Origin of the sequence: Chryseobacterium sp. MYb328 (assembly GCF_037572595.1) — a bacterium.
Taxonomy (GTDB): Bacteria; Bacteroidota; Bacteroidia; order Flavobacteriales; family Weeksellaceae; genus Chryseobacterium; species Chryseobacterium pennae.
In genome coordinates, this window is record NZ_JBBGZQ010000001.1 from 33596 (window position 1) to 55542 (window position 21947).

A 21947-nucleotide genomic window follows, 5' to 3' on the forward strand; every position below is an offset into this window, starting at 1 on the left:
AACTCATTGATCTTTCCATCCTCAATCAGCACAAAGAACTGTGCCGAAAAATATCAATCTTTTCATCAGACCTCTATTTTATGTTTTTATTTAAAAAATCAATGCACTTTTCTGTTACCGTATCCAGATCCTTTGGCAAATCGGGATCTGTCCAGGGTTCTTTTGCTCCAAAGGTATGATTTCCGTTTTCAATAAGAAAAAGCTCTGAATTCGGATTAAGAATATGAAGATGTTCTGCATGCTTTGCATTTACAGCTTCGTCTTCTGTTCCATGGATAATCAGCATATAAGCCTTAGCCATTTCCGCAGCCCGTTCTACATCAAAGCGGTGTATATTCTGTTCATAATCTTCATAAAACTGATAGTAATGGGGCATTTCCTGATTTGTACGGCCATTCAGGGCATAATAAACGCCTTCCTTTTTCCAGTTTTCAAAAGAATCACCTGTTGGAAAGCGGTCTAGCGTATCTACACTAGCCAGCGTAATCAATCCGTTGATCCTTTCGTCTTCAAAAGTTTTGATAATAGAGATGCCTCCTCCCCTGCTGTGTCCTATCAGGATTACTTTTTCATGATCTACATGCGGGTCCTGGATAAAATGGTCGATAACAACCCCCAAATCAGACAGTTCTTTTGTATAATTATTATTTCCAAAAGCCTCAAGATCAGCAAAATCATGAGGGGCATCTACCGTTGTTCCGTTATGGGAAAAATTAAATTTCACAAAGAAAAAACCGGCCTTGGCAAACATTTCAGCCATTAAATCCCATGCTCCCCAGTCTTTATAGCCTTTATACCCATGCACAAAAACGACTAAAGGCAGTTTTTTTTGAGTGTCATTATAAAAAGCATCAGCAAGAAAACCTTTTGTTTCCTTATTTTCTAAATAAATATTCTTTTCACTAATCAAATTCATAAAATAATTGGCTTTTATTCAATATTCTTTATATTTAGAATACTAATTTTAATTGAAATTTATGAAAAAAACTCTACTCTTTTTATTTTTAATTGCGTTTTCTGACATCTTTAGTCAGACCAGCAAAAAAGTCTTCTTTATTGGGAATAGTTATACCTATTTTAACGACTTACCCACTTTAATCCAAGATATTGCCCAATCTACAGGGGATATTCTGGAACACCAAAGCCAGACTCCCGGAGGTTCAACTCTTCAACAGCATGTTAACAGTACTACAGTAACAACTCTCATGCAGGGAAATTGGGACTATGTGGTATTACAGGAACAAAGCCAGCTTCCTTCTTTTACAGATCAGCAGGTGCAAAACTTAGTGTATCCTTATGCAGCCCAGCTTTCAGACCTTATTAAAAGTACAAACGGGTGTGGCAATGTTATTTTCTATCTGACATGGGGACGTAAAAACGGAGATGATTCCCGTTGTAATGTACAGCCTTCAGTTTGTACTTATGAGGGAATGGATGATTTGATTTCTCAACATTATATTGAAATGGCAAAAATGAATGAAGCCTTATTGTCTCCCGTAGGTAAGGTTTGGCGGACAATCAGACAGCTGGATCCGGCAATGGAGCTTTATGATCAGGACAAATCACATCCCAGCTATATAGGCTCAATGGCAGCAGCATATACATTTTATGCAGTTATATTTAAAAAAGATCCTACCCTTGCTCCTTATAACGGAAACCTTACTGCAGCAGAAGCACAGTTCATCAAAAATACGGTAAAGGATGTTGTTTATGATTCAATGGATACCTGGAATATCCCTTCCAATGATGTATACAGCAGATTCAAATATGAATTCACAGGAGGCTTTACAGTAAAGTTTACCAACAAATCTAAAAATGCAACAACCTATTTATGGGATTTTGGAGACGGAACAACTTCTACCCTGGAGAATCCTGAGCACACATATTCTGCTCAAGGAAATTACAATGTACAGCTTACAACCAATGCCTGTGGAGGCAATAGTACCAAAACCAAACTATTAACCCTCGGCAGCCTTAGTACAAAAGAAACAGACATAGAAGATCCTGCTCAGATCTATCCTAATCCAACACAAAACTTTATTACTATTATCACCAGAAAGAAAGCAGAGATCCTTTCTCTTACTGATGCCAGCGGAAGAATGGTATCTTATCTTCTGAATACAACAGATTCAGGATATACTGTACAGCTCCATCATTTATCTGCCGGAGTTTATTTTTTAAAGTATAAAACAGGAGAAAAAGAATTCACTAAAAAAATTATTAAAAAATAACCTTATTTTTGCTTCATGCAGAATTTAAGAACAGTAACTGTAATGCGTTACATTCTGCCATTAAGAGAGGGAGGTTCACTTCCTGCTCTGGCAGAAGCTGATGATGATTTTAAATATGTCTTAAAATTCCGTGGCGCCGGTCATGGAGTTAAAATGCTCATCTCCGAATTTATAGGAGGAAGGATTACAGAGGCTTTAGGATTAAAGATTCCTGAGCTGGTTTTTGTAAATCTTGATGCAGACTTCGGCAGGACGGAAGCTGATGAAGAGATACAGGATCTGCTCAAGTTTTCTGAGGGGCTTAATCTCGGTTTACATTATCTCTCCGGCTCTATCACCTATGATCCCGGAGTAAGTGTTGACCCGCTTCTGGCCTCAAAAATCGTTTGGCTGGATGCATTTATTACCAATATCGACCGTACCTATAAGAACGCAAATATGCTGATGTGGCATAAGGAACTCTGGATCATTGATAACGGAGCTTCGTTCTATTTCCACCATTCATGGCAGAATTTTGACGCGGCAGCAAAGACTCCGTTCAAATATGTGAAAGACCATGTTCTTCTTACCAAGGCCAAAATGCTGGATGAAGCGGATCAGTTTGCACATGAGGTACTGAATGAAATACTTTTCAGGGATATTGTCAATGCTATTCCTGAGGACTGGCTACATTGGAATGATGCCGATGAAACTCCTGATGAGATCCGTGAAATTTATTTTCAGTTCATGAAAACCCGACTGGAAAATTCTCAAATCTTTTTAAACGAAGCTAAAAATGCAAGAGGATAAAATATATGAATACGCGGTAATACGCTTGGTACCAAAGGTTGAAAGAGAAGAGTTTTTCAATATCGGACTTGTGATGTTTTCTAAAAAGGAAAAATTCATACGGGTAGAATTCTATTTATGTCCTGATAAATTCAAGCTAATGCACAGCAAACTGGATTATGATGATGTCATCCAAAACCTTGAAAGTTTTCAGAAAATAGCTAATGGCGATAAAGAGGGCGGACCTATTGCTCTGTTTGATATTCCTGAACGTTTCCGATGGCTGACTGCTGTAAGAAGTGCTGTTGTACAAACTTCAAGACCTCATCCGGGGAAATCTAAAGACTTAAATACTACTTTTGGTAAACTTTTTGAGGAGTTAGTAAAATAACATACTTCTTAAAAAAGTTCTTATGAAATCATCTATAAACAACATATCAATCAACAGGTTTTTTACAAACCTGTTTTTTGTTTTATTTTTAAGCTTTTCCAGTTCATTTTTTTCACAATCTTTTTCACAAGGACCGCCTCCTAAAACTCCTCGTGTAAAAAGTATCCTACTTCCGGAAATCACAGCGCTTACCGAAAATATTGTATACAAAACCAATAAAAAAGGAAATCCCATTGCATTGGATCTTTATATGCCGAAAAATATTTCTGCTGAAAAAATCCCCGTATTAATCTATGTACATGGTGGTGGCTGGATAGAAGGTGATAAAGTGATTCATGCAGATGATTATGTGGAAACAACCATAAAAAAACTCACCCCAAAGCAATATGCCATTATCAGCATCAATTACACACTTCTTAACGACAATACCCATTTCCCACTCCCTTTGGAAGACACTAAAGATGCCGTAAGATGGGTTAGAAAAAATGCGGAGAAGTATAATTTTGACACTAATAATATTGGTCTTTTCGGAGCTTCTGCCGGAGCACATCTTTCACTGTTGGCAGCCTATACGCCCGACAATACTTTTATTGGAAGTCAGGAACTTTCTTGTTATTCTCCAAAAGTAAATTATGTGATTGATCATTATGGTCCCGCAGATCTGAATAAGCTTTTCCATACCGGGCTGGGTACAATTCCTGTTTCTATGATAAAAATGATGTCCAAAAAGATTGTTAGTCTGCAGCAGGGACTCGTAAAAGGAATTTCCGGCTATGATCTGAATAAAGACCAGCAAAGAGCTATAGATTATTTAAAAACAGTTTCTCCTGTTAATTATGCTTCAGAAGGTGTTCCTACTTTAATTGTACAGGGAAATAAAGATAAAGTGGTTCCTTTAAGCCAGGCCAAAAAACTACACAGGAAATTAAAAAGAGAAAAAATACAGACTTCTTTACTTATTATTGAAAACGGGGTTCATAGCTTTTCAACCACAGATAAAGAGACTCTGGATAAAATGACCCATCAGATGGTTGATTTTATTATCTCCCAAAAGAAATAATATACATCTTCTAAGATAAAACATACACAAACACCTGTAAATAAAATATTTAAATTAATACCAAACAACAAATATGCTAGATTGATATACATATTCATATTTTTTACCTGAAAATAATTACCTTGGCTATTGTTTACATTATTTACAATAAAACAATATTCTAATTATTTATTCATTAAAAAAAATAAGAAATATGGATTCTTTAAACAATATCAATGCGCTTACCCTCATATTTGTTTCTGTTCTTATTTTCGCGATAGCTTACCGCTTTTATGGTATTTTTATCGCCAATAAAGTTCTTAGACTTAATGATGAAAATATGACTCCCGCTGTAGAATTTGCAGATGGTAAAGATTATGTAGCAACGAATAAAAATGTACTCTTTGGGCATCATTTTGCTGCTATCGCAGCAGCCGGACCACTAGTAGGACCTGTTCTCGCTGCACAGTTCGGATATCTTCCCGGCGCACTATGGATCTTAATAGGCTGCGTACTGGGAGGTGGAGTTCATGATATGGTTGTCCTCTTTGCCTCCGTGAGGCATAAAGGCCAAAGCCTTGCGACTATTGCTTCAAAAGAAATTGGAAAAGCAACAGGAACAGTAGCAGGTTTTGCGATCCTCTTTATCCTGGTTCTTACACTGGCAGGTTTATCTTTGGCATGCATCAATGCAATGCATGAAGCTTCGTGGTCTCTTTTTACCGTAGTGATTACCATGCCTATTGCCATCATTATGGGATTGATCATGCGCTATAAAAAAAACAGTGTTCTGTTTGCAAGTATCTTAGGAGGTATTCTATTGATTGCCGGAATTATCGGAGGTCATGGACTGATGCAGAATCCAACCATGAATAATTTATTTTCATGGAATATTAAAACAATTTCCATTGCCATTCCGTTGTATGGTTTTATTGCTTCCGTATTACCGGTATGGCTTCTTTTAGTTCCAAGGGATTACCTTTCCACTTATTTAAAAATAGGAACTATTATTATGCTGGCTATCGGGGTAATTGTTATACATCCTACGGTGCAGATGCCTGCTATCACAGCTTTTGTAAACGGTGGAGGCCCCATTATAGGAGGCCCGGTACTTCCTTTTATTTTTATTGTTATTGCCTGTGGAGCAATTTCCGGATTCCATGCTGTAATTGCTACGGGGACCACGCCCAAAATGCTGAATAAAGAAAGAGAAATTCTTTTCGTAGGCTACGGAGCTATGCTTGTAGAAGGTTTTGTAGCATTAATGGCCCTTATTGCCGCCTGTACATTAATGCCTGGGGATTATTTTGCCATCAATACCCCAAAAGAGGCTTATGATTCATTCCTTGCCACTCATCCTTCTCTACACGGTGTAGATATTGATTACTATTCACAGAAAATTGGAATTGACCTCTATGGCAGAACAGGAGGTGCCGTATCCCTTGCCGTTGGGATGGCTCATATCTTCAATAAAATCCCATATATGGATCAGCTGACTGCTTATTGGTATAATTTTGCGATTATGTTTGAGGCTGTTTTTATCCTTACTGCTATTGATGCAGGAACAAGGGTGGGCCGTTTCTTTTTGCAGGAAATGCTGGGATCTGTAGTTCCAAAATTTAATGATAAAAACTGGATTCCCGGAATCATCATCAGCAGTCTTCTTTTCACTTTTGCCTGGGGATATCTGGTGTATACAGGGAATGTAAACAGTATCTGGCCGTTATTCGGAATCAGTAATCAGTTATTGGCGGCCTGTGGACTTATTGTCTGTACAACGATGCTGATAAGAATGAACAGGGGAAAGTATGCATTGTGTTCAGCTATTCCCGGCGTGTTTATGGCCATCATTACATTCTGGGCCGGTTATATTCAGGTAACCTCTATTTATATTCCCAAAGGGCAGTATTTACTTGCCGCATTGGCAGCAACAGCAATGGTTCTTATGCTGATTGTATTTATAGGTGCTTTCAGAAAGTGGTATCAGTTACTGCAAATTAACAAAACAGAGATTGATCATTATGGAGAACCGGTGAAAGAACTGGTAGAGAGATAATAGGCTTTCTACAAAATCCATTAAAGGTTTTTGCTTCCTCTGATAATTTTTATACATTTGTTTTGCTTTAGGGGTATTCTGAAAAGAATTGAGAGAGTCCCTTTGAACCTGATACGGCTTACACCGACGTAGGGAAAAGCAAAATGACATGATTTCTTGATGTCTTTTGTTCCGGATTTTTTCCTAAAGCTATTTTTATTCTTAATCATAACAATGGAAAAAAATCTTTGGGAACAAGTTCAACTTGTACGACAAAAGTCTCCTCTTGTTCATAATATAACCAACTATGTAGTGATGAACAATACGGCCAATGCTCTTTTGGCTGCAGGAGCTTCTCCGATTATGGCACACGCCCACTCTGAAATCAAAGACATGATCAATATAGCCCATTCGGTGGTTATTAATATTGGCACCCTTGATGAATACTGGGCTGAATCTATGCTTATAGCTGCTGAAACTGCTGATACCCTCCATAAACCATGGGTATTGGATCCGGTAGGTGCAGGAGCGACTTCTTTTCGTGATCAGATATTGCATCAGCTGTTACAATTCCATCCTACAGTGATCAGAGGTAATGCTTCTGAGATTATTGCACTCGCTAAAACCAATACAACAGCAACCAAAGGTGTAGACAGCACCGCAGCAAGTAATGATGCTGTTGAAGCCGCCCAAATCCTGGTTAATCAATACAACACTATTGTATGTATTTCGGGTGAAACGGATATTATCCTGAGCCGAGATCAATCTATACAGATCAAAAACGGACATGCTCTCATGACCAAAGTAACGGGTCTGGGATGTTCTGCAACAGCTTTAATCGGCGCATTCATAGGTATTGCGGAAGATAAAGTATCAGGTACCGCCGCTGCAATGTCGTTATTGGGAATAGCAGGCGAACTGGCTGTTTGTGAAAGCAAAGGTCCGGGCAGTCTTCAAGTCAACTTGATAGATAAGCTATACAACATTACCGAAAAGGAATTTACCAACCATTTAGAAATTGAAATATCATGAGTATCAATACTTTTCCTTACTCATTATACCTTGTGATTTCTGAAGCAGATTGTATGGGGAAAAATTTTCTGAAAGTCGCAGAACAGGCAATCTTAGGGGGTGTGGATATGATACAGCTTCGTGAAAAAAATGACAGCACTGAAGTCTTCCTTCAAAAAGCTCTGCAGCTTATTGAAATTACAGATAAATATGGTGTTCCTCTTATCATCAACGATAATATCACCGTTACTGAAAAAGTAAATTCAGCTGGAATACATGTTGGCAACAGTGATGCAACTCCTCAGGATCTAAGACAACGACCTTTGATCAACAATAAAATAATTGGATATTCTATAGAACATCTGGCTCAGCTTGACAATGAACAAACTGCTGCAGCCGACTATCTGGGAATAAGTCCTGTTTTTAAAACAAAAACCAAAACAGATACTGTTATAGAATGGGGACTGGAAGGCATTACTCAAATCAGACAGATTACGAAAAAACCTTTGGTCGCAATAGGAAATATTCATCTTGAAAACGCTAGAGCTGTCATCAGCGCCGGAGCAGATTGTCTTGCCGTAGTTTCTGCAATATGCAGTGCTGCTGATCCCCAAAAAGCAGCGTATGAATTAAAAAATGAAATTGTAAAATGAAAAAATACAAATACCCTTCAGTATTAACTATTGCAGGTTTCGATGGAAGCGGCGGTGCCGGTATCCAGGCTGATATTAAAACAGCTTCTGCTTTAGGCTGCTTTTCAACATCAGTATTAACGGCCTTGCCTGTACAAAACACACAAGGAGTACGAAAAATATATCCTATTCCTGTAGAAGCAGTTGCCGATCAAATAAAAGCAATTCTGGACGACATTGTTCCTGATGCTATAAAAATTGGAATGGTTCATACGCCTCAACTCGTAGAGACCATTGTTTCCACATTGGCAACATACCCTAAAATACCTATTGTCTTTGACCCTGTAATGGTGGCCACCAGCGGGCATCGTTTAATTGAAGAAGAAACCATCACAGCACTCACAACATTACTTTTTCCCATTGCTGATGTGATCACTCCCAATATGGATGAGGCTTCCATTTTAGCAGATATGAAAGTAGAAACGCTGGAAGATTTATACACTGCCGGAAAAAAAATCAAAAAACTGGGATGTAAAACAATTCTCCTTAAAGGTGGTCATCAGGAAACCTCAACCATTACTTCCCTCTTCTATGATGAACACGAGAATTTTCATTCTTTTGAAACAATAAAATTTAATACCAATAATACCCACGGTTCAGGCTGTACACTATCATCTGCTATTGCCGCCTATATTGCTCAGGGTAAGTCCCTTTACGAGGCAGTTTCTCTGGGACAGCAATACATTTACCAAGCCATTGAAAACGGAATAGATGTACAAACAGGTCATGGAAACGGACCGTTGAACCACTTTTTTAATCCTCAAAAACTTATCAAAAATGAAATGGTCTGAACAAACTTGGAACGCAATAGAAAAACATTATCAATCTATCCTTGATATGCCTTTTATCAAAGAGCTATCTGATGGTACCCTACCACAAGATAAATTCCGTTTTTATATGGCTCAGGATTCTTTATATCTGGAACATTTTGGAAGAACGCTTTCCCTTATAGCAGCAAAGATTACTGATCTTCAGGATGTACTTACTTTTATACGTTTCGCTGAAAATGCCATTGTAGTAGAAAATGCTCTGCATGAATCTTACTTCAAAGATTTTGGTTTAAGTGACAAAGGGGTTTTAGAACCTGCCTGCCATCATTATATTCACTTTCTGAGAAGCACGGCAGCTCTGGAATCTGTGGAAATTGCAGTTGCTGCAGTTCTCCCTTGCTTCTGGATTTATCGTGAGGTTGGAAATTATATTTATGAGATTCAAAATACGGTGAACAACCCGTATGAAAAATGGATTGCTACGTATGCAGGAGAAGAATTTTCAGCAGCAGTGGATGAAGCTATTGCCATCTGCGATAAAATTGCTAAAAACAGTACCGAAGAAACCAAAAATAAAATGACAGAAGCCTTTATTACTGCATCAAGAATGGAATATCAATTCTGGGAAGCGGCTTATGATTTGAAGACCTGGAAGTAAGGAAGCTGGAGAATGGAAGTTATTGAAATCACTACTATTGCCTGGGGATTCTTTTACAGATGATTCATAATATTAGTAGTTACCATAATAAAAAACGGAACCCATTCCAGGTTCCGTTTTTTATACATTTCAATTTTGATTAAAAATTGAAATTAAGTCTTGTGAATACATACCGTCCATTCTGCCCAAACTGTGAAGTGGAACGTGAGTAAATAAACTGATCGTTGTTACTTGAAGCCGGCAGGTTTTTGGTAGGATAAATATCAAACAGGTTATTAACCCCTACAGTCAATCCTATATTTTTAGTAAACTGATAGGCCGCAGAAATATCAGTAATGATTTTATCTCCTATCGTCTGGTGTTCATTAAATCCAATAATTCCATCTCCGTTAGCATCAAGAACATCTGCTCCTGTCACTTTTCCAAAATACGTATTTCTAAGATAGAAACTTGCACCCTTCCATGTAAGCATATGAGAAAGACTTGCTTTCACTCTAGGAACAGCCTCTTCAAGATAAATTCTAGATTTTTCAGAGAAATAAACTTTTTCAAGAGCTGGAGATTTCAACAGCCCTGCTGAATGAATCTCTCCTACCTGCTTAGTCTGATTTAAATTGATCCCAAAACTATTATCCAGTTTTATACCTGAGAATCGTGCATTATGTGAAATAACGATATCCAGCCCTTTTGTTTCCGTATCAATAGCATTGGTGAAAAACTGAGCTGCATTAACGTTTAATTTATCAAACTCTATCTGAGCTTCACCAGGTACATCTTTTCTTAAAAACTGATCAGTAAGAATGATTCTGTTATCAATTTTAGTAAAATATCCGTCTGCTGTGAAGGTCAAATTCACAGATGGAATTTTATATGTAAATCCTAAACTGGCAGATTTTGAAGTTTCCTGCTTCAATTTTGGGATATTCAGCTGTGCTGCCAATTGAGAATCATTGCTGTATGTTCCCACTTCAAGAAGCTGACCTCCTGTAAACAATGTAGAAGTAACATTATAATAAATCTGGTGAATAGATGGAGCCCTGAATCCTGTAGATCCTGCAAATCTCACATTGAAATTAGGAGCAACCTTGATTCTTGATGCTAATTTATAGTTAAATGTAGATCCAAAATCTGAATAGTTTTCATACCTCGCCGCTGCATCCACCAATAACCAGTTCGTAAAGTTCAATTCTACATCGGCATAGGCTGCCAGTGATTGTCTGTTTTTGTTTACTGCATTTTCAGGTCTGAATCCACTGAATACTTGTGAACCTCCCGGAAGAGAAGCTCCAAAGAAATCTGTAGGTCGTTGGGTAGCATTGTTCCAAGGATTTCCCAAGACATCATAAGTGGTATAAGACGCTTCTTCACCAGCCGTCATTTTAAAGTTTTCAAAGCGGTGCTCCCCTCCAAATGCCACATTCAATCCTTCCAGGACATCATACTTTTTAGAGAAATCTAAATTGATCGTGTTTTGGGTAAATCTTAATCCCCCAGCATCAAATTCATTAGGAGAAGCAAATCTTAAAGAAGTATTCCCCGTATTTCTGATATTGTAGGTAAAAGAGTTCTGTCCGAAAGTATTACTGAAATCAATATTCCAACCTTCCCATTTTCCTTTAATACCTGCTGCTAGTGAGATATCCTGAATATCAGTTCCGATCTGTGGCAGATAACCATTAGGGTATAAACCTGTAAAAGTTCTGCTTTCTCTCGGTCTTCTGTAAAATCCTCCGGAAACACCATGTCTTAAACTATATCCACCAAAAGTATACACTTTCCAGTTATCACTTACAGGAACCTCAGCATTAATAAAAAGCTGATGATTATTAAGCTTAGACTGGCCTACCTGCATGTTGAAATCTTTTCTGGTAAGACCTCTGTACGCCAGTTCCTGATCGGTAACATCAAAGTTTAATAAAGACTGAAGCCCTTTCTGAATAACATTTCCTGCTCCATCTTTTATATCCTGAATAGTAGTTGCTCCTTGTATACCAGACAATTGGCCAGGAGTAAAATAATTTACCCCTTGAGCATACTGATGCACATAATCGATAATTTGCTGCGAATTGGGGGTATTATTGATATTACTAAACAGAGAAGAAAGGTTCACCCCATCTTTCAATGCACGCTGTTCGATAGCGTTGTAAGCATTATAGATTGCTCCTGATTCTGTTCCTGCTCTATAAGTAGGATTTCTGAACTGTGAGGACCAGGTAATATTGAAAAAACCGCCTTTGGTTCCGATCTTATTTCCATAATTCAGGTCCAGCTGAATATTCTGTCCGTCAAAATCTCCGGTATGATCATTGGCTGCAGGCGTTAAATTTCCACCATAGCTGATCTGGCCGGTTAATTTTCCGGTATCTCTTTTTAATTCAAGATTCATTACCCCTGCAATGGCATCAGAACCATATTGTGCAGCAGCTCCATCTCTTAAGACTTCAATTCTGTTCAGGGCAAAGGAAGGAATGGCATTTAAATCGGTTCCTACCGTTCCTCTTCCCGGTGTTCCATTCACATTGACCAACGCAGAAGTGTGTCTTCTTTTTCCGTTAACCAAAACTAATACCTGATCAGGTCCTAATCCTCTCAGCTGGGCAGGATCCAAATGATCCGTTCCGTCAGAATTGGTTTGAACCGTAGAAGTAAAAGAGGGGGCAATGGCATTCAAAATTTGTCCGATACTAGACTGTGGAAGCACCACCGAAGCTTCCTTCAGGTTAAATACATCTACAGGAACCGGACTGTCTGCTTTTGATCGTGCACCAGCTCTGGATCCCAGGATCACCACTTCTTCTACTTTATTGGTTTGAGTACTGTCTTTTTTTGTATTACTGTCTTTCTCCTGTCCGTAGGTAAAAACTCCCAGAAAAAAGAGAACAGAAGCGGAAAGAATAGTTTTTTTATTTCTCATATCATTTCGTCAATTTGATTAGATATTTATGTTTTTTGCAGGTGCAAATGTAAAGCATATTTATTAGTCCACAAAATCAATAGACTTTGTTTTTGTAAAAAATGATCATCGTTTCTTTCTATCCCTTATTTAAAATTACTGTTTTTTTAAATACATGGCGGAAATTCTCCATAAAAAAACGGATTCATGTTTTTTGAATCCGTTTTTAAATTTTATAAAATATATCTCTGTCTGAGAAACTCTACTTTAAGAGATCTTTGTAAGCTTAGCATATTTCAGGATCAGGTTTTTCTCTCCTTCATGTATGAATACCACTTTTGCTTTGATATTCTGAGGATCTGTCCCATCAAGGAAAGCAACTTCTCCGATACCAAAACGGTCGTGTCTTACTTTATCACCCACTTCAATATCCTGAGAAGAGGCACCGCTTGGATTAATGATCTTGGCAGTACTTACCGGTTTCAGTTTTCTTACTTCCGGAGCAGGTTTGGAATCGTCTCCCTTATTAATCGACTTTTTCTCTACCTTTTTAAAAGCTTTCACTTCAGAAGGATGTTCATCAAAAATATTGGATTTTACTCCTGAATTATTGATAAACCTCTTTTCCAGTGCAGGATTAAGGAATTCTATATATTCATCATCAATTTCGCTCAGGAATCTTGATGGTTCCGCATCAGTGATTTTTCCCCATTGGAAACGGGAAACAGCATATGAGAAGAACACCTGCTTCTCTGCTCTGGTTAACGCCACATAAAACAGACGTCTTTCTTCTTCAAGATCTTCTCTGGTAGCCGAACTCATGAAACTCGGGAAAAGATTTTCTTCAAGACCTACCAAATGAACAACCGGAAATTCAAGACCTTTGGATAGGTGAATCGTCATTAATGAAACCATATCATCTTCCAGTTCTTTATCCTGTGTATCTGCAGAAAGTGCAATATTTTCAAGGAAGTTGGAAAGACTTGGGTCACCGTCTTCCAGCTGCATCTGTTCTTCAATAAACCCTTGCATGGAGTTCATTAATTCCTGAACGTTTTCTACTCTGGAAATACCTTCAGGCGTCTGGTCATCTTTCAAGAATTTGATCAAACCGCTTCGCTTAGCCACTTCCATCGCTACGCTATAAGCCGTTTCTGTTTTTAATAATACCTGAAATGCTTTAATCATCGACCAGAAATCATTCAGTTTGTTTAAAACACCGTTATTTAATCCTAGTTGAGGAGCATACATCGGTAAATTATCCAGAACTTTTGATACAGCAATATTTTGAGCATCTGCAAAAACGACCAGTTTATTCTGTGTAGTGTCTCCAATTCCTCTGGTCGGATAGTTTATGATTCTCATCAATGCTTCTGAATCATTTTCATTGATTAAAAGACGCAGATAACCGATTAAATCTTTAACTTCTTTTCTCTGATAGAAAGAAAGCCCGCCATATACCTTGTACGGAATATTTTTACGTCTCAGGGCATCTTCAAATGCTCTTGTCTGAGAATTGGTTCTGTATAAAATAGCAAAATCGCTATACTTCCTCTGATCACGGTTACGAAGTTCCCAGATATTTCCGGCTACAAAGTTGGCTTCATCAGCATCAGAAAGGGAACGGTATATTTTAATTTTATCTCCTTCTTCGTTATCACTGAAAACGTTTTTCTTAAACTGCTGTAAGTTTTTAGCAATAACAACATTCGCTGCATTCACAATGTTTTGTGTAGAGCGGTAATTCTGTTCCAGAGATACTGTGATGGCATCCGGATAATCCTTTTTAAAATTCAGGATATTATAGATATTGGCTCCACGGAAAGAGTAAATAGACTGGGCATCATCTCCTACCACACAGATATTTTCAAACTTTGAAGCCAGCGCTTTTACGATAAGATACTGGGAATGGTTGGTATCCTGGTACTCATCTACCATGATATATCTGAATCTGTCCTGATATTTAGCTAGTACTTCCGGAAAACGGGTTAAAAGTTCATTGGTTTTCAACAAAAGGTCATCAAAATCCATAGAACCGTTTCTGAAACATGCCTCTACATATTTTTGATAAATCTGACCGATAAATTTCATATTTGCTTTTTCATCAGCTTCCATCAATTCCGGATTGTTGAAATAAGCTTTAACGGTAATCAGATTGTTTTTATAGGTTGAAATTCTTGCCTGAACTTTTTTGGGTTTATAAAGGTCAGCATCGATATTCATATCCTTCAGTACTTTTCTAATCACATTCAATGCATCCTGCTGATCATAAATGGTAAAATTGGAAGGATATCCAAGATTATGCCCTTCAATTCTTAGAATCCTGGCAAAAACAGAGTGAAAAGTTCCCATCCAAAGACTTCTTGCATTGCTGTCTCCTACAACCTTTGCGATACGTTCTTTCATTTCACGGGCTGCTTTATTGGTAAAGGTAAGCGCGAGAATATTGAAAGGGTCTATTCCGTTATGGATAAGGTGGGCAATACGCATCGTAAGCACACGTGTTTTACCCGAACCTGCTCCGGCAAGTACCATCAGGGGGCCCTGTAGAGAAGTAACGGCTTCATATTGTGATTCATTGAGTCCTTTCAAATAGTCCATACTGCAAAAAAATTTTGGAACCACAAAATTAATGTATTCAGAGGAGAATTCAAATTATGAAATGTCAATAGTCTGTTTTGCTTTGAAAATGAATAGTAAATGATACCTGAATATAGAAATTGACACGTGGGGCAAATTGACGATTCACCATTCACAACCAATCAAAAGTGTAACATTTAATTCACTTTTCCTACTCATTGATAAACAATTTCTAACTTTATGAAAAAGCGACTTCTTTCGGCTGCTGCCGTAGCTTTCTTCGGGTTCATGCTGAATGCACAGCAAATTAAATTCGAAGAGTATGACCTTCCCAATGGCCTTCATGTAATTCTTCATCAGGATAATTCGGCTCCGGTAGTCACTACAGGTGTGATGTATCATGTAGGAGCAAAAGATGAAGTAAAGGGAAGAACCGGTTTTGCCCACTTCTTCGAACATCTTTTATTTGAAGGAACTCCAAATATTAAGAGAGGAGACTGGTTTAAGATCGTCTCTTCAAACGGAGGACAGAACAATGCAAATACAACTAACGACAGAACCTATTACTACGAAACTTTCCCTTCCAATAACGAACAACTCGGACTTTGGATGGAAGCTGAAAGAATGCGCCATGCCGTTATCAATCAGGTGGGAGTAGATACCCAGAGAGAAGTGGTAAAGGAAGAAAAGAGATTAAGAATGGATAATCAGCCTTATGGAAATCTTTTCTCTACAATTCAAAAGAACCTGTTTACCAACCACCCATACAACTGGCCAACGATTGGCTCTATGGAAGATCTTAACGCTGCTAAGCTTGAAGAATTTCAGGCTTTTTATAAGAAATTCTATATCCCGAACAATGCTACTTTAGTCGTTGCAGGAGATATTAAGCCTGAGCAGACTAAAAAATGGATTGAAGAATATTATGGGGGCATTGCAAAAGGAACATTGTATCCAAAAGATTTCCCTAAAGATGCTCCGATCACTCAGGAAAAAGAAGTTACTGCAACAGACCCGAACATCCAGCTTCCTGCTTATGTTTTTGCTTACAGAACACCTGCCAATAAAGAAAAAGACGCTTATGTTTTAGACATGCTTTCTTCTTATTTAAGCAATGGTAAATCTTCTGTTCTATATAAAAAATTAGTAGATCAGGATAAAAAAGCGCTTCAGGTAGCTGCTTTCAACCAGGGGCTTGAAGATTACAGTATTTTTGCCTTCTTTGCTATCCCAATGGGGCAAACGTCTAAACAGACATTGCAGACTGATATTGATGCAGAGATTAAAAAACTTCAGACTACTTTAATTTCTGATGAAGATTATCAAAAAATTCAAAATCAGTTTGAAAACCAGTTTGTCAATCAGAACTCAAGCATTCAGGGAATTGCTGCTTCTTTAGCAACAAACCATGTGTTAATGGGGAATACCAATCTCATTAATAACGAGATTGATATCTACAGATCCATTACCAAACAAGATATTCAGAATGCAGCTAAAAAGTATCTGAATCCCAACCAAAGAATCATTATCAATTACGTTCCTGAGAAAAAATAATTTACCCATGAAAAAGCAATTCACTTATATAGCAGCAGCATTTTTATTTGCAGGAATGCTTTCTGCCCAAAAAATTGATCTTAATGCAATGCCAAAGCCAGGACCTACTCCTGCGATCAACATTGCCAAACCAAAAACGTTTCAGCTTAGCAACGGATTAACTGTAATGGTCGTTGAAAACAACAAACTGCCAAGAGTAAATACTACACTTTCGATGGACAGACCTCCTTATAACGAGGGAAATATTACGGGAGTAAGCATGATTATGGCGGAACAGCTTGATAACGGAACAACTAACCTTAGCAAGGATGAATACAATAAAAAAGTTGACTTCTTAGGAGCTAATATCAACTTCTCTTCCAATGGAGCTTCTTCTAATTCCCTTTCAAAGTACTTCCCTGAAGTATTGGGGTTGATGGCTGATGCTATTGTAAATCCAAAATTCTCTGCAGAAGAGCTTAAAAATGCAAAAGAAAGAATTATTGAAGGATTAAAAGCAGATGAAAAAAATGCTTCCTCTATTGCTGAAAAAGTATCTAATGCTTTGATGTATGGAAAAAACACTTCAAGAGGAGAGTTTGCAACTATTGAGTCTATCAACAAGGTTCAACTAGCAGATATTCAAAATATTTACAATAAATACTACGCTCCGGATAATGCTTACTTAGTCATTGTTGGAGATGTAAAATTTGACCAGATCAAACCTTTGGTTGAAAAAGCATTCGGAACCTGGAAAAAGTCAAATACTAAGTTTGCAGCTTTAGAACAAGCCTCGAATGTTACCAAGACAGAGATCAATGTGGTAGATGTTCCGTCTGCTGTGCAATCTGTACTGTCTGTAAACAACCTGAACAATCTTAAAATGAAAGATCCTAACTACTTTCCTGCTACTATGGCCAACTATATTCTTGGCGGTGGTGGTGAAGCAAGACTTTTCATGAACCTTAGAGAAAAGAACGGATTTACTTACGGAGCTTATTCCAGTATGAATGCAAGCAAGTATTCACCTGATTTTTCAGCAGAAACAAGTGTCAGAAATGAGGTTACGGATAAGGCTGTTAAGGAAATGATGAACGAACTAAACGCCATTTCTACCGTTAAACCTGAAGAATTAGAAAATGCAAAAGCAAAACTGAAAGGTTCATTCATTATGTCTTTGGAAAAACCTGAAACTATTGCCAAGTTTGCTCTGAATCAAAAAGTTCAGGATCTTCCTGCTGACTTCTATACCAATTATTTGAAATCAATTGATAAGGTTACTTCTGCTGATGTATCTAATGCTGTAAAAGCAACAATTCTTCCAAACCAGAGTAGAATCTTCATCGCAGGTAAAGCCTCTGATATTTCTGAAGGACTTGAAAAATTAGGATATCCTGTAAAATATTTCGATAAAGAAGCTAATCCGGTAACCAAACCTACAGCACAGAAAATTGATGCCAACGTAACTATTGGTTCTGTAGCAGATAAATACATCAGTGCAATCGGAGGTCTAGCTGCTGTTCAAAAAATTTCTTCCGTTACTCTGGATGCCACAACCAAAGTTCAGGGAATGGATATGAATATGAAACTGATCCAGGGGAAAGGAGGAAAGATGATGATGGAAATGAAAATGATGGGCAACACCCTTCAGAAGATCGCTTTTGACGGCAAAGACGGATATGCTGAAGTACAGGGTAAAAAAATGCCTCTGAATGACAAACAAAAAGCTTCTATGGCAGAACCGGAAATTTTCCCGGAACTTACTTTTACAAAATCAACGGAACTAAAGTTAGCAGGAATCGAAAAATATAACAATGAAGATTCTTATGTCGTAAAAGGTCCAAAACAGACTTATTACTACAGCGTAAAAACCGGTTTAAAAACGGGTGAGATAAAAGTTGGAGAAGGAGGTTCTATGCCTACAAACTTTGCTGATTATAAAGAAGTTTCAGGAGTAAAGCTTCCATTCACTATTATCCAGAATATGGGTGGAATGGAAATCAACCTGGCTGTACAGTCTTATCAGCTTAACCAGGCTAAAGATTCTGACTTTAAATAATATACAAAGAATTTATAGAAAAGGCTGTCTCAATATTGGGACAGCTTTTTTTGTAGTTGATTTCACCGGACATTAAAGCTGTGAGAAAAATTAACAACTCATACATTTAAATATGGCGATTCTTATCTTCTCATTTGTTTCTTCCTCTATTCTAAGCATAAAATCATTGTTTGATTTTTAATTTTTTTGTTGTTGTGCCATATTTACCGATATCTTTTTTTGTCATTCAGTAAAAAAAGATTAAATTTGCCCATTCAAAAAGATATCAGAATTAATGGATACTATATTTACACTATTGATGGTTCTTATTATGATTGCTAGTATTTTATTAGTGATTGTTGTTATGGCTCAAAACCCAAAAGGAGGAGGTCTTTCCAGTACTTTCGGAGGGGCATCATCTGCTCAGTTTGGAGTACAGAGAACCAATGATTTCATGGAAAAAGCAACATGGACTCTAGGCGGAACTATCATCGTTCTTATCCTTTTAAGCGTTGTTATTACTGGTAAACCGTCACAAGTGGCTCCAGCTCAGCAACCTGCTAAGAAAGAAGCTCCGGCAAAACAATCTGCTCCGGCTTCTTCTACAACCACTACTCCGGCATCAGCACCAGTTGCACCGGCTAAATAAGAAGATTATTTTCTACATAGAACAAAAGCAACTCAGATTGAGTTGCTTTTTTATTTTTATACTTTTTCAAAATTTAATTTTTGGGGGATGTTATCCTTAGATCCTTCATTTCATCAGATAACCCAAACTGTATAAATCGTATATACTTATCTTATTTTCATAGAAGTTATAAAGTAAATTATAGATATTTTTTCACCAAAGACCTACAGCTTCCAACTTCTCTCCTGCCTACTTCAGCTTAATCTTCTCAATCTTATGACGCAGCTTTAGACCAGCTTTCAGAAAAGAGTACTGCATCGGCTTCGATTCTTTATAATATTTGTCAATAAAGATCTGCATGGCCCCATAGAACCGGTTCAGATAAACATCATCCTTTACTGTACTTTCTCCCTTGTGATGAAGAAGGGACGCTTTTCCATAATAATAATTCCTATAGCCTTTGTTCAATAAAGTGTAGCAGAGATCAATATCTTCACCATACATAAAATAAGCCTCATCCAATCCGCCTACCTTTTCGTAAACCTCTCTTTTTACCAATAAAAAGGCTCCTGTAATAACTTCCACTTCAGCCACAGCCGTTTCTGCTATATCATTCCTGTAATAGGATTTGGAATTATTCTTCTTAAAACTGGTAAATAATTTTTCAAAGGAATTGAACATATCCGGTACTGATCGTTTGCTCTCCGGCAGGAAATTTCCTTCGGCATCATGCATCCGGATTCCAAGACACCCGAAAGCCTGCTGCGTATCTGAAAAATCTAAAAGATCCTTTATATAAAAATCTTCCAACTCAGTATCAGGGTTTAAAAGCAGTAAATATTCTCCTTTTGCCGCCTGTATTGCCTCATTGTTTGCTTTTGAAAAACCACCGTTAATTTTTGAAGAGATAAAGTGCACTTCAGGAAATTCAGGAATAAGATCCTGCCAGGACCTGTCTGTGGAAGCATTGTCTATCACCATTACCTCATACTCTACCTCTTTTACATATTTCTGAATAGATAAAAGGCAGTTTCTGAGTAATTGGGTAACATTGTAATTAACAATAATAATAGACAGCTTCATATTAATCCTTTTCGTTATAAGGTAATCGGTTGATAATAGATCTTCCAAGTGAAATTTCATCTGCATATTCCAGTTCATCTCCTACTGAAATCCCTCTAGCAATACTTGAAAAGTTCACATTGAAATTTTTAAACTTTTTATAAATATAATAGGCAGTAGTATCCCCTTCCATGGTAGCACTCAGCGCAAAGATAAATTCCTTTACATTCCCCTCATTCAGCTTTCTTTCAATACTTGGAATATTCAGCTGGCTTGGGCCTACTCCTTCCATCGGGGAGATTTTCCCACCCAAAATAAGGTATTTCCCTCCATATTTACCTGTATTTTCAATAGCAATAACATCCCGTACATCTTCAACAATACAAATTAGCTCACCGCTTCTTTTTTCATTACTGCAGATCTCACAGATGTCAAAATCAGAAAAATTATGACATTCTTTACAGTATTTTATTTCATTGACAAGATTAATCAGGGAATTCCCAAGGCTCACCGCTCTGGAGCTGGGCTGCTTTAATAAATGTAATGCTAATCTTAAAGCCGTTTTTCTTCCGATTCCAGGCAAACCTGAAATTTCATCAACTGCCTTTGCCAATACTTTACTTGGGTAATCCATAGCTACAAAAATAAGGATTATTTGAGGAAAATTATCTATCCTAAAGAGGAGTTTTTGATGTATTGAAAAGGAGTGTTCAATATCAATTCGCTACGCTTGTCAATCTTAGTAACCCATGATCACCCACTATTCACCCGCAAGGCAAAATTCTCTATTGATATGTAAAACCCAAGATAATTCCTGTTGTTTTTACGGTTTCCATCTATTCTATTCGTCTATCATCTATTATCATCATTTTTACATCTCCTCTTCCCAATTTCCACAATGTCTCATTTCGATATTTTAATTCCCTATTCTATCCCCATACTCCATAACTCTAAAAAAACAGTTATATTTGCGGCTTAATTAAATATGAAAAAAATAAACTAACACATGGTACTTAACAACCTAAATTATCCACTGGATTTCAAGTTTAAAATTTCGACACTAGCCAGTGACTTCAACATTACTGACAAAAATGGGAATTACGTAGCTTACGTACGTCAGAAAATGTTCAAACTGAAAGAAGACGTTATTGTTTTCAATGATGAAAGCAAATCAAAAGAACTTTTCAGAATCAGAGCCAATAAATGGATTGACTTCAACGCGTCTTATTCGTTAAATGATATTGTTGACAACAAAAACTACGGTAGATTAGCAAGAAAAGGGATGCGTTCTCTTTGGAAATCAAGCTATGATATCCTGGATGCTAACGACCAGCCCAAATTCAAAGTACAGGAAGACAACGCATGGGTAAGATTCTGGGACAGCTTTGTAGGAGAACTTCCTATCATTGGAATGTTTACAGGATACTTCCTTAACCCATCTTATACTGTTACCGGTATTGACGGAAAAGCATACTTCAAACTTAAAAAAATGCCTTCATTCTTTGGAAGAAGATTCCAATTAGACAGATTAATCGATATTGATGATGAGGAAGAAAGTTTGGTGATTCTTTCATTATTAATGATGACCCTTCTTGAAAGAGCAAGAGGCTAACATTTT

At 37.4% G+C, this 21947-nt stretch carries 18 protein-coding genes and 1 riboswitch; of the genes, 13 read left to right on the forward strand and 5 right to left on the reverse strand.

Annotated elements, in window-relative coordinates; genetic code table 11:
• Window positions 1–73: 73 nt before the first annotated feature.
• On the reverse strand, window positions 74–916 hold the full coding sequence (locus tag WH267_RS00185; RefSeq protein WP_340004624.1) for an alpha/beta hydrolase family protein: 843 nt from the start codon (window positions 914–916) through the stop codon (window positions 74–76).
• A 61-nt stretch (window positions 917–977) separates the two neighbouring features.
• Here WH267_RS00185 and WH267_RS00190 point away from each other — a divergent pair, with 61 nt between their 5' ends.
• From WH267_RS00190 to tenA, 9 genes are all read left to right on the forward strand, one after another.
• The gene (locus tag WH267_RS00190; RefSeq protein ID WP_340004625.1) at window positions 978–2231 is read left to right on the forward strand and encodes a PKD domain-containing protein; all 1254 of its coding nucleotides are present in this window, start codon (window positions 978–980) and stop codon (window positions 2229–2231) included.
• A 15-nt stretch (window positions 2232–2246) separates the two neighbouring features.
• Window positions 2247–3020, forward strand: coding sequence for a HipA family kinase (locus WH267_RS00195; RefSeq protein WP_123321344.1), 774 nt, complete (start codon window positions 2247–2249; stop codon window positions 3018–3020).
• Window positions 3007–3390: a DUF3037 domain-containing protein gene (locus WH267_RS00200; RefSeq protein ID WP_115972796.1), complete on the forward strand. Its 384-nt coding sequence runs from the start codon at window positions 3007–3009 to the stop codon at window positions 3388–3390. The genes WH267_RS00195 and WH267_RS00200 overlap by 14 nt, the downstream gene beginning before the upstream one ends.
• A gap of 22 nt (window positions 3391–3412) precedes the next feature.
• The gene (locus WH267_RS00205) at window positions 3413–4450 is read left to right on the forward strand and encodes an alpha/beta hydrolase (RefSeq protein ID WP_340004628.1); all 1038 of its coding nucleotides are present in this window, start codon (window positions 3413–3415) and stop codon (window positions 4448–4450) included.
• A gap of 193 nt (window positions 4451–4643) precedes the next feature.
• Window positions 4644–6485: a carbon starvation CstA family protein gene (locus WH267_RS00210; protein WP_340004630.1), complete on the forward strand. Its 1842-nt coding sequence runs from the start codon at window positions 4644–4646 to the stop codon at window positions 6483–6485.
• A 59-nt stretch (window positions 6486–6544) separates the two neighbouring features.
• A riboswitch (TPP riboswitch) is annotated at window positions 6545–6637 on the forward strand.
• 61 nt (window positions 6638–6698) lie between these two features.
• Window positions 6699–7496: a hydroxyethylthiazole kinase gene (gene thiM / locus WH267_RS00215; RefSeq protein ID WP_340004632.1), complete on the forward strand. Its 798-nt coding sequence runs from the start codon at window positions 6699–6701 to the stop codon at window positions 7494–7496.
• Entirely contained in the window at window positions 7493–8128 is a 636-nt protein-coding gene (thiE, locus tag WH267_RS00220) for a thiamine phosphate synthase (RefSeq protein WP_340004634.1), read from the forward strand. The genes thiM and thiE overlap by 4 nt, the downstream gene beginning before the upstream one ends.
• Entirely contained in the window at window positions 8125–8958 is an 834-nt protein-coding gene (gene thiD / locus WH267_RS00225) for a bifunctional hydroxymethylpyrimidine kinase/phosphomethylpyrimidine kinase (RefSeq protein ID WP_115972799.1), read from the forward strand. The genes thiE and thiD overlap by 4 nt, the downstream gene beginning before the upstream one ends.
• A complete protein-coding gene (tenA, locus tag WH267_RS00230; RefSeq protein WP_340004637.1) occupies window positions 8945–9595 on the forward strand; it encodes a thiaminase II in 651 nt (216 codons plus the stop codon). The genes thiD and tenA overlap by 14 nt, the downstream gene beginning before the upstream one ends.
• Window positions 9596–9734: 139 nt before the next feature.
• Here the strand turns inward: tenA and WH267_RS00235 are convergent, their stop codons facing one another.
• Both WH267_RS00235 and WH267_RS00240 read right to left on the reverse strand, forming a co-directional pair.
• A complete protein-coding gene (locus tag WH267_RS00235; protein WP_340004639.1) occupies window positions 9735–12509 on the reverse strand; it encodes a TonB-dependent receptor plug domain-containing protein in 2775 nt (924 codons plus the stop codon).
• A gap of 246 nt (window positions 12510–12755) precedes the next feature.
• Entirely contained in the window at window positions 12756–15089 is a 2334-nt protein-coding gene (locus WH267_RS00240; protein ID WP_123321350.1) for an ATP-dependent helicase, read from the reverse strand.
• 219 nt (window positions 15090–15308) lie between these two features.
• Here WH267_RS00240 and WH267_RS00245 point away from each other — a divergent pair, with 219 nt between their 5' ends.
• From WH267_RS00245 to secG, 3 genes are all read left to right on the forward strand, one after another.
• Window positions 15309–16622: a M16 family metallopeptidase gene (locus WH267_RS00245; protein WP_340004643.1), complete on the forward strand. Its 1314-nt coding sequence runs from the start codon at window positions 15309–15311 to the stop codon at window positions 16620–16622.
• Between the two features lie 7 nt (window positions 16623–16629).
• Entirely contained in the window at window positions 16630–18660 is a 2031-nt protein-coding gene (locus WH267_RS00250; RefSeq protein WP_340004645.1) for a M16 family metallopeptidase, read from the forward strand.
• Window positions 18661–18934: 274 nt separating this feature from the next.
• Window positions 18935–19288, forward strand: a complete 354-nt coding sequence (gene secG / locus WH267_RS00255) for a preprotein translocase subunit SecG (protein WP_115972805.1) — start codon at window positions 18935–18937, stop codon at window positions 19286–19288.
• A 228-nt stretch (window positions 19289–19516) separates the two neighbouring features.
• Here the strand turns inward: secG and WH267_RS00260 are convergent, their stop codons facing one another.
• Window positions 19517–20356, reverse strand: coding sequence for a glycosyltransferase family 2 protein (locus WH267_RS00260; RefSeq protein ID WP_340005221.1), 840 nt, complete (start codon window positions 20354–20356; stop codon window positions 19517–19519).
• Window positions 20352–20963, reverse strand: coding sequence for a recombination mediator RecR (recR, locus tag WH267_RS00265; RefSeq protein ID WP_115972806.1), 612 nt, complete (start codon window positions 20961–20963; stop codon window positions 20352–20354). Before recR ends, WH267_RS00260 begins: the two co-directional genes overlap by 5 nt.
• 372 nt (window positions 20964–21335) lie before the next feature.
• Here recR and WH267_RS00270 point away from each other — a divergent pair, with 372 nt between their 5' ends.
• Window positions 21336–21941, forward strand: a complete 606-nt coding sequence (locus WH267_RS00270; protein ID WP_115972807.1) for a hypothetical protein — start codon at window positions 21336–21338, stop codon at window positions 21939–21941.
• Window positions 21942–21947: the final 6 nt, after the last annotated feature.

Bases quoted from the DNA above. Each gene is read 5' to 3' on its own strand.
- WH267_RS00185 (WP_340004624.1), bottom strand. From the start codon at position 916: ATGAATTTGATTAGTGAAAAGAATATTTATTTAGAAAATAAGGAAACA.
- WH267_RS00190 (WP_340004625.1), top strand. From the start codon at position 978: ATGAAAAAAACTCTACTCTTTTTATTTTTAATTGCGTTTTCTGACATC.
- WH267_RS00195 (WP_123321344.1), top strand. From the start codon at position 2,247: ATGCAGAATTTAAGAACAGTAACTGTAATGCGTTACATTCTGCCATTA.
- WH267_RS00200 (WP_115972796.1), top strand. From the start codon at position 3,007: ATGCAAGAGGATAAAATATATGAATACGCGGTAATACGCTTGGTACCA.
- WH267_RS00205 (WP_340004628.1), top strand. From the start codon at position 3,413: ATGAAATCATCTATAAACAACATATCAATCAACAGGTTTTTTACAAAC.
- WH267_RS00210 (WP_340004630.1), top strand. From the start codon at position 4,644: ATGGATTCTTTAAACAATATCAATGCGCTTACCCTCATATTTGTTTCT.
- thiM (WP_340004632.1), top strand. From the start codon at position 6,699: ATGGAAAAAAATCTTTGGGAACAAGTTCAACTTGTACGACAAAAGTCT.
- thiE (WP_340004634.1), top strand. From the start codon at position 7,493: ATGAGTATCAATACTTTTCCTTACTCATTATACCTTGTGATTTCTGAA.
- thiD (WP_115972799.1), top strand. From the start codon at position 8,125: ATGAAAAAATACAAATACCCTTCAGTATTAACTATTGCAGGTTTCGAT.
- tenA (WP_340004637.1), top strand. From the start codon at position 8,945: ATGAAATGGTCTGAACAAACTTGGAACGCAATAGAAAAACATTATCAA.
- WH267_RS00235 (WP_340004639.1), bottom strand. From the start codon at position 12,509: ATGAGAAATAAAAAAACTATTCTTTCCGCTTCTGTTCTCTTTTTTCTG.
- WH267_RS00240 (WP_123321350.1), bottom strand. From the start codon at position 15,089: ATGGACTATTTGAAAGGACTCAATGAATCACAATATGAAGCCGTTACT.
- WH267_RS00245 (WP_340004643.1), top strand. From the start codon at position 15,309: ATGAAAAAGCGACTTCTTTCGGCTGCTGCCGTAGCTTTCTTCGGGTTC.
- WH267_RS00250 (WP_340004645.1), top strand. From the start codon at position 16,630: ATGAAAAAGCAATTCACTTATATAGCAGCAGCATTTTTATTTGCAGGA.
- secG (WP_115972805.1), top strand. From the start codon at position 18,935: ATGGATACTATATTTACACTATTGATGGTTCTTATTATGATTGCTAGT.
- recR (WP_115972806.1), bottom strand. From the start codon at position 20,963: ATGGATTACCCAAGTAAAGTATTGGCAAAGGCAGTTGATGAAATTTCA.
- WH267_RS00270 (WP_115972807.1), top strand. From the start codon at position 21,336: ATGGTACTTAACAACCTAAATTATCCACTGGATTTCAAGTTTAAAATT.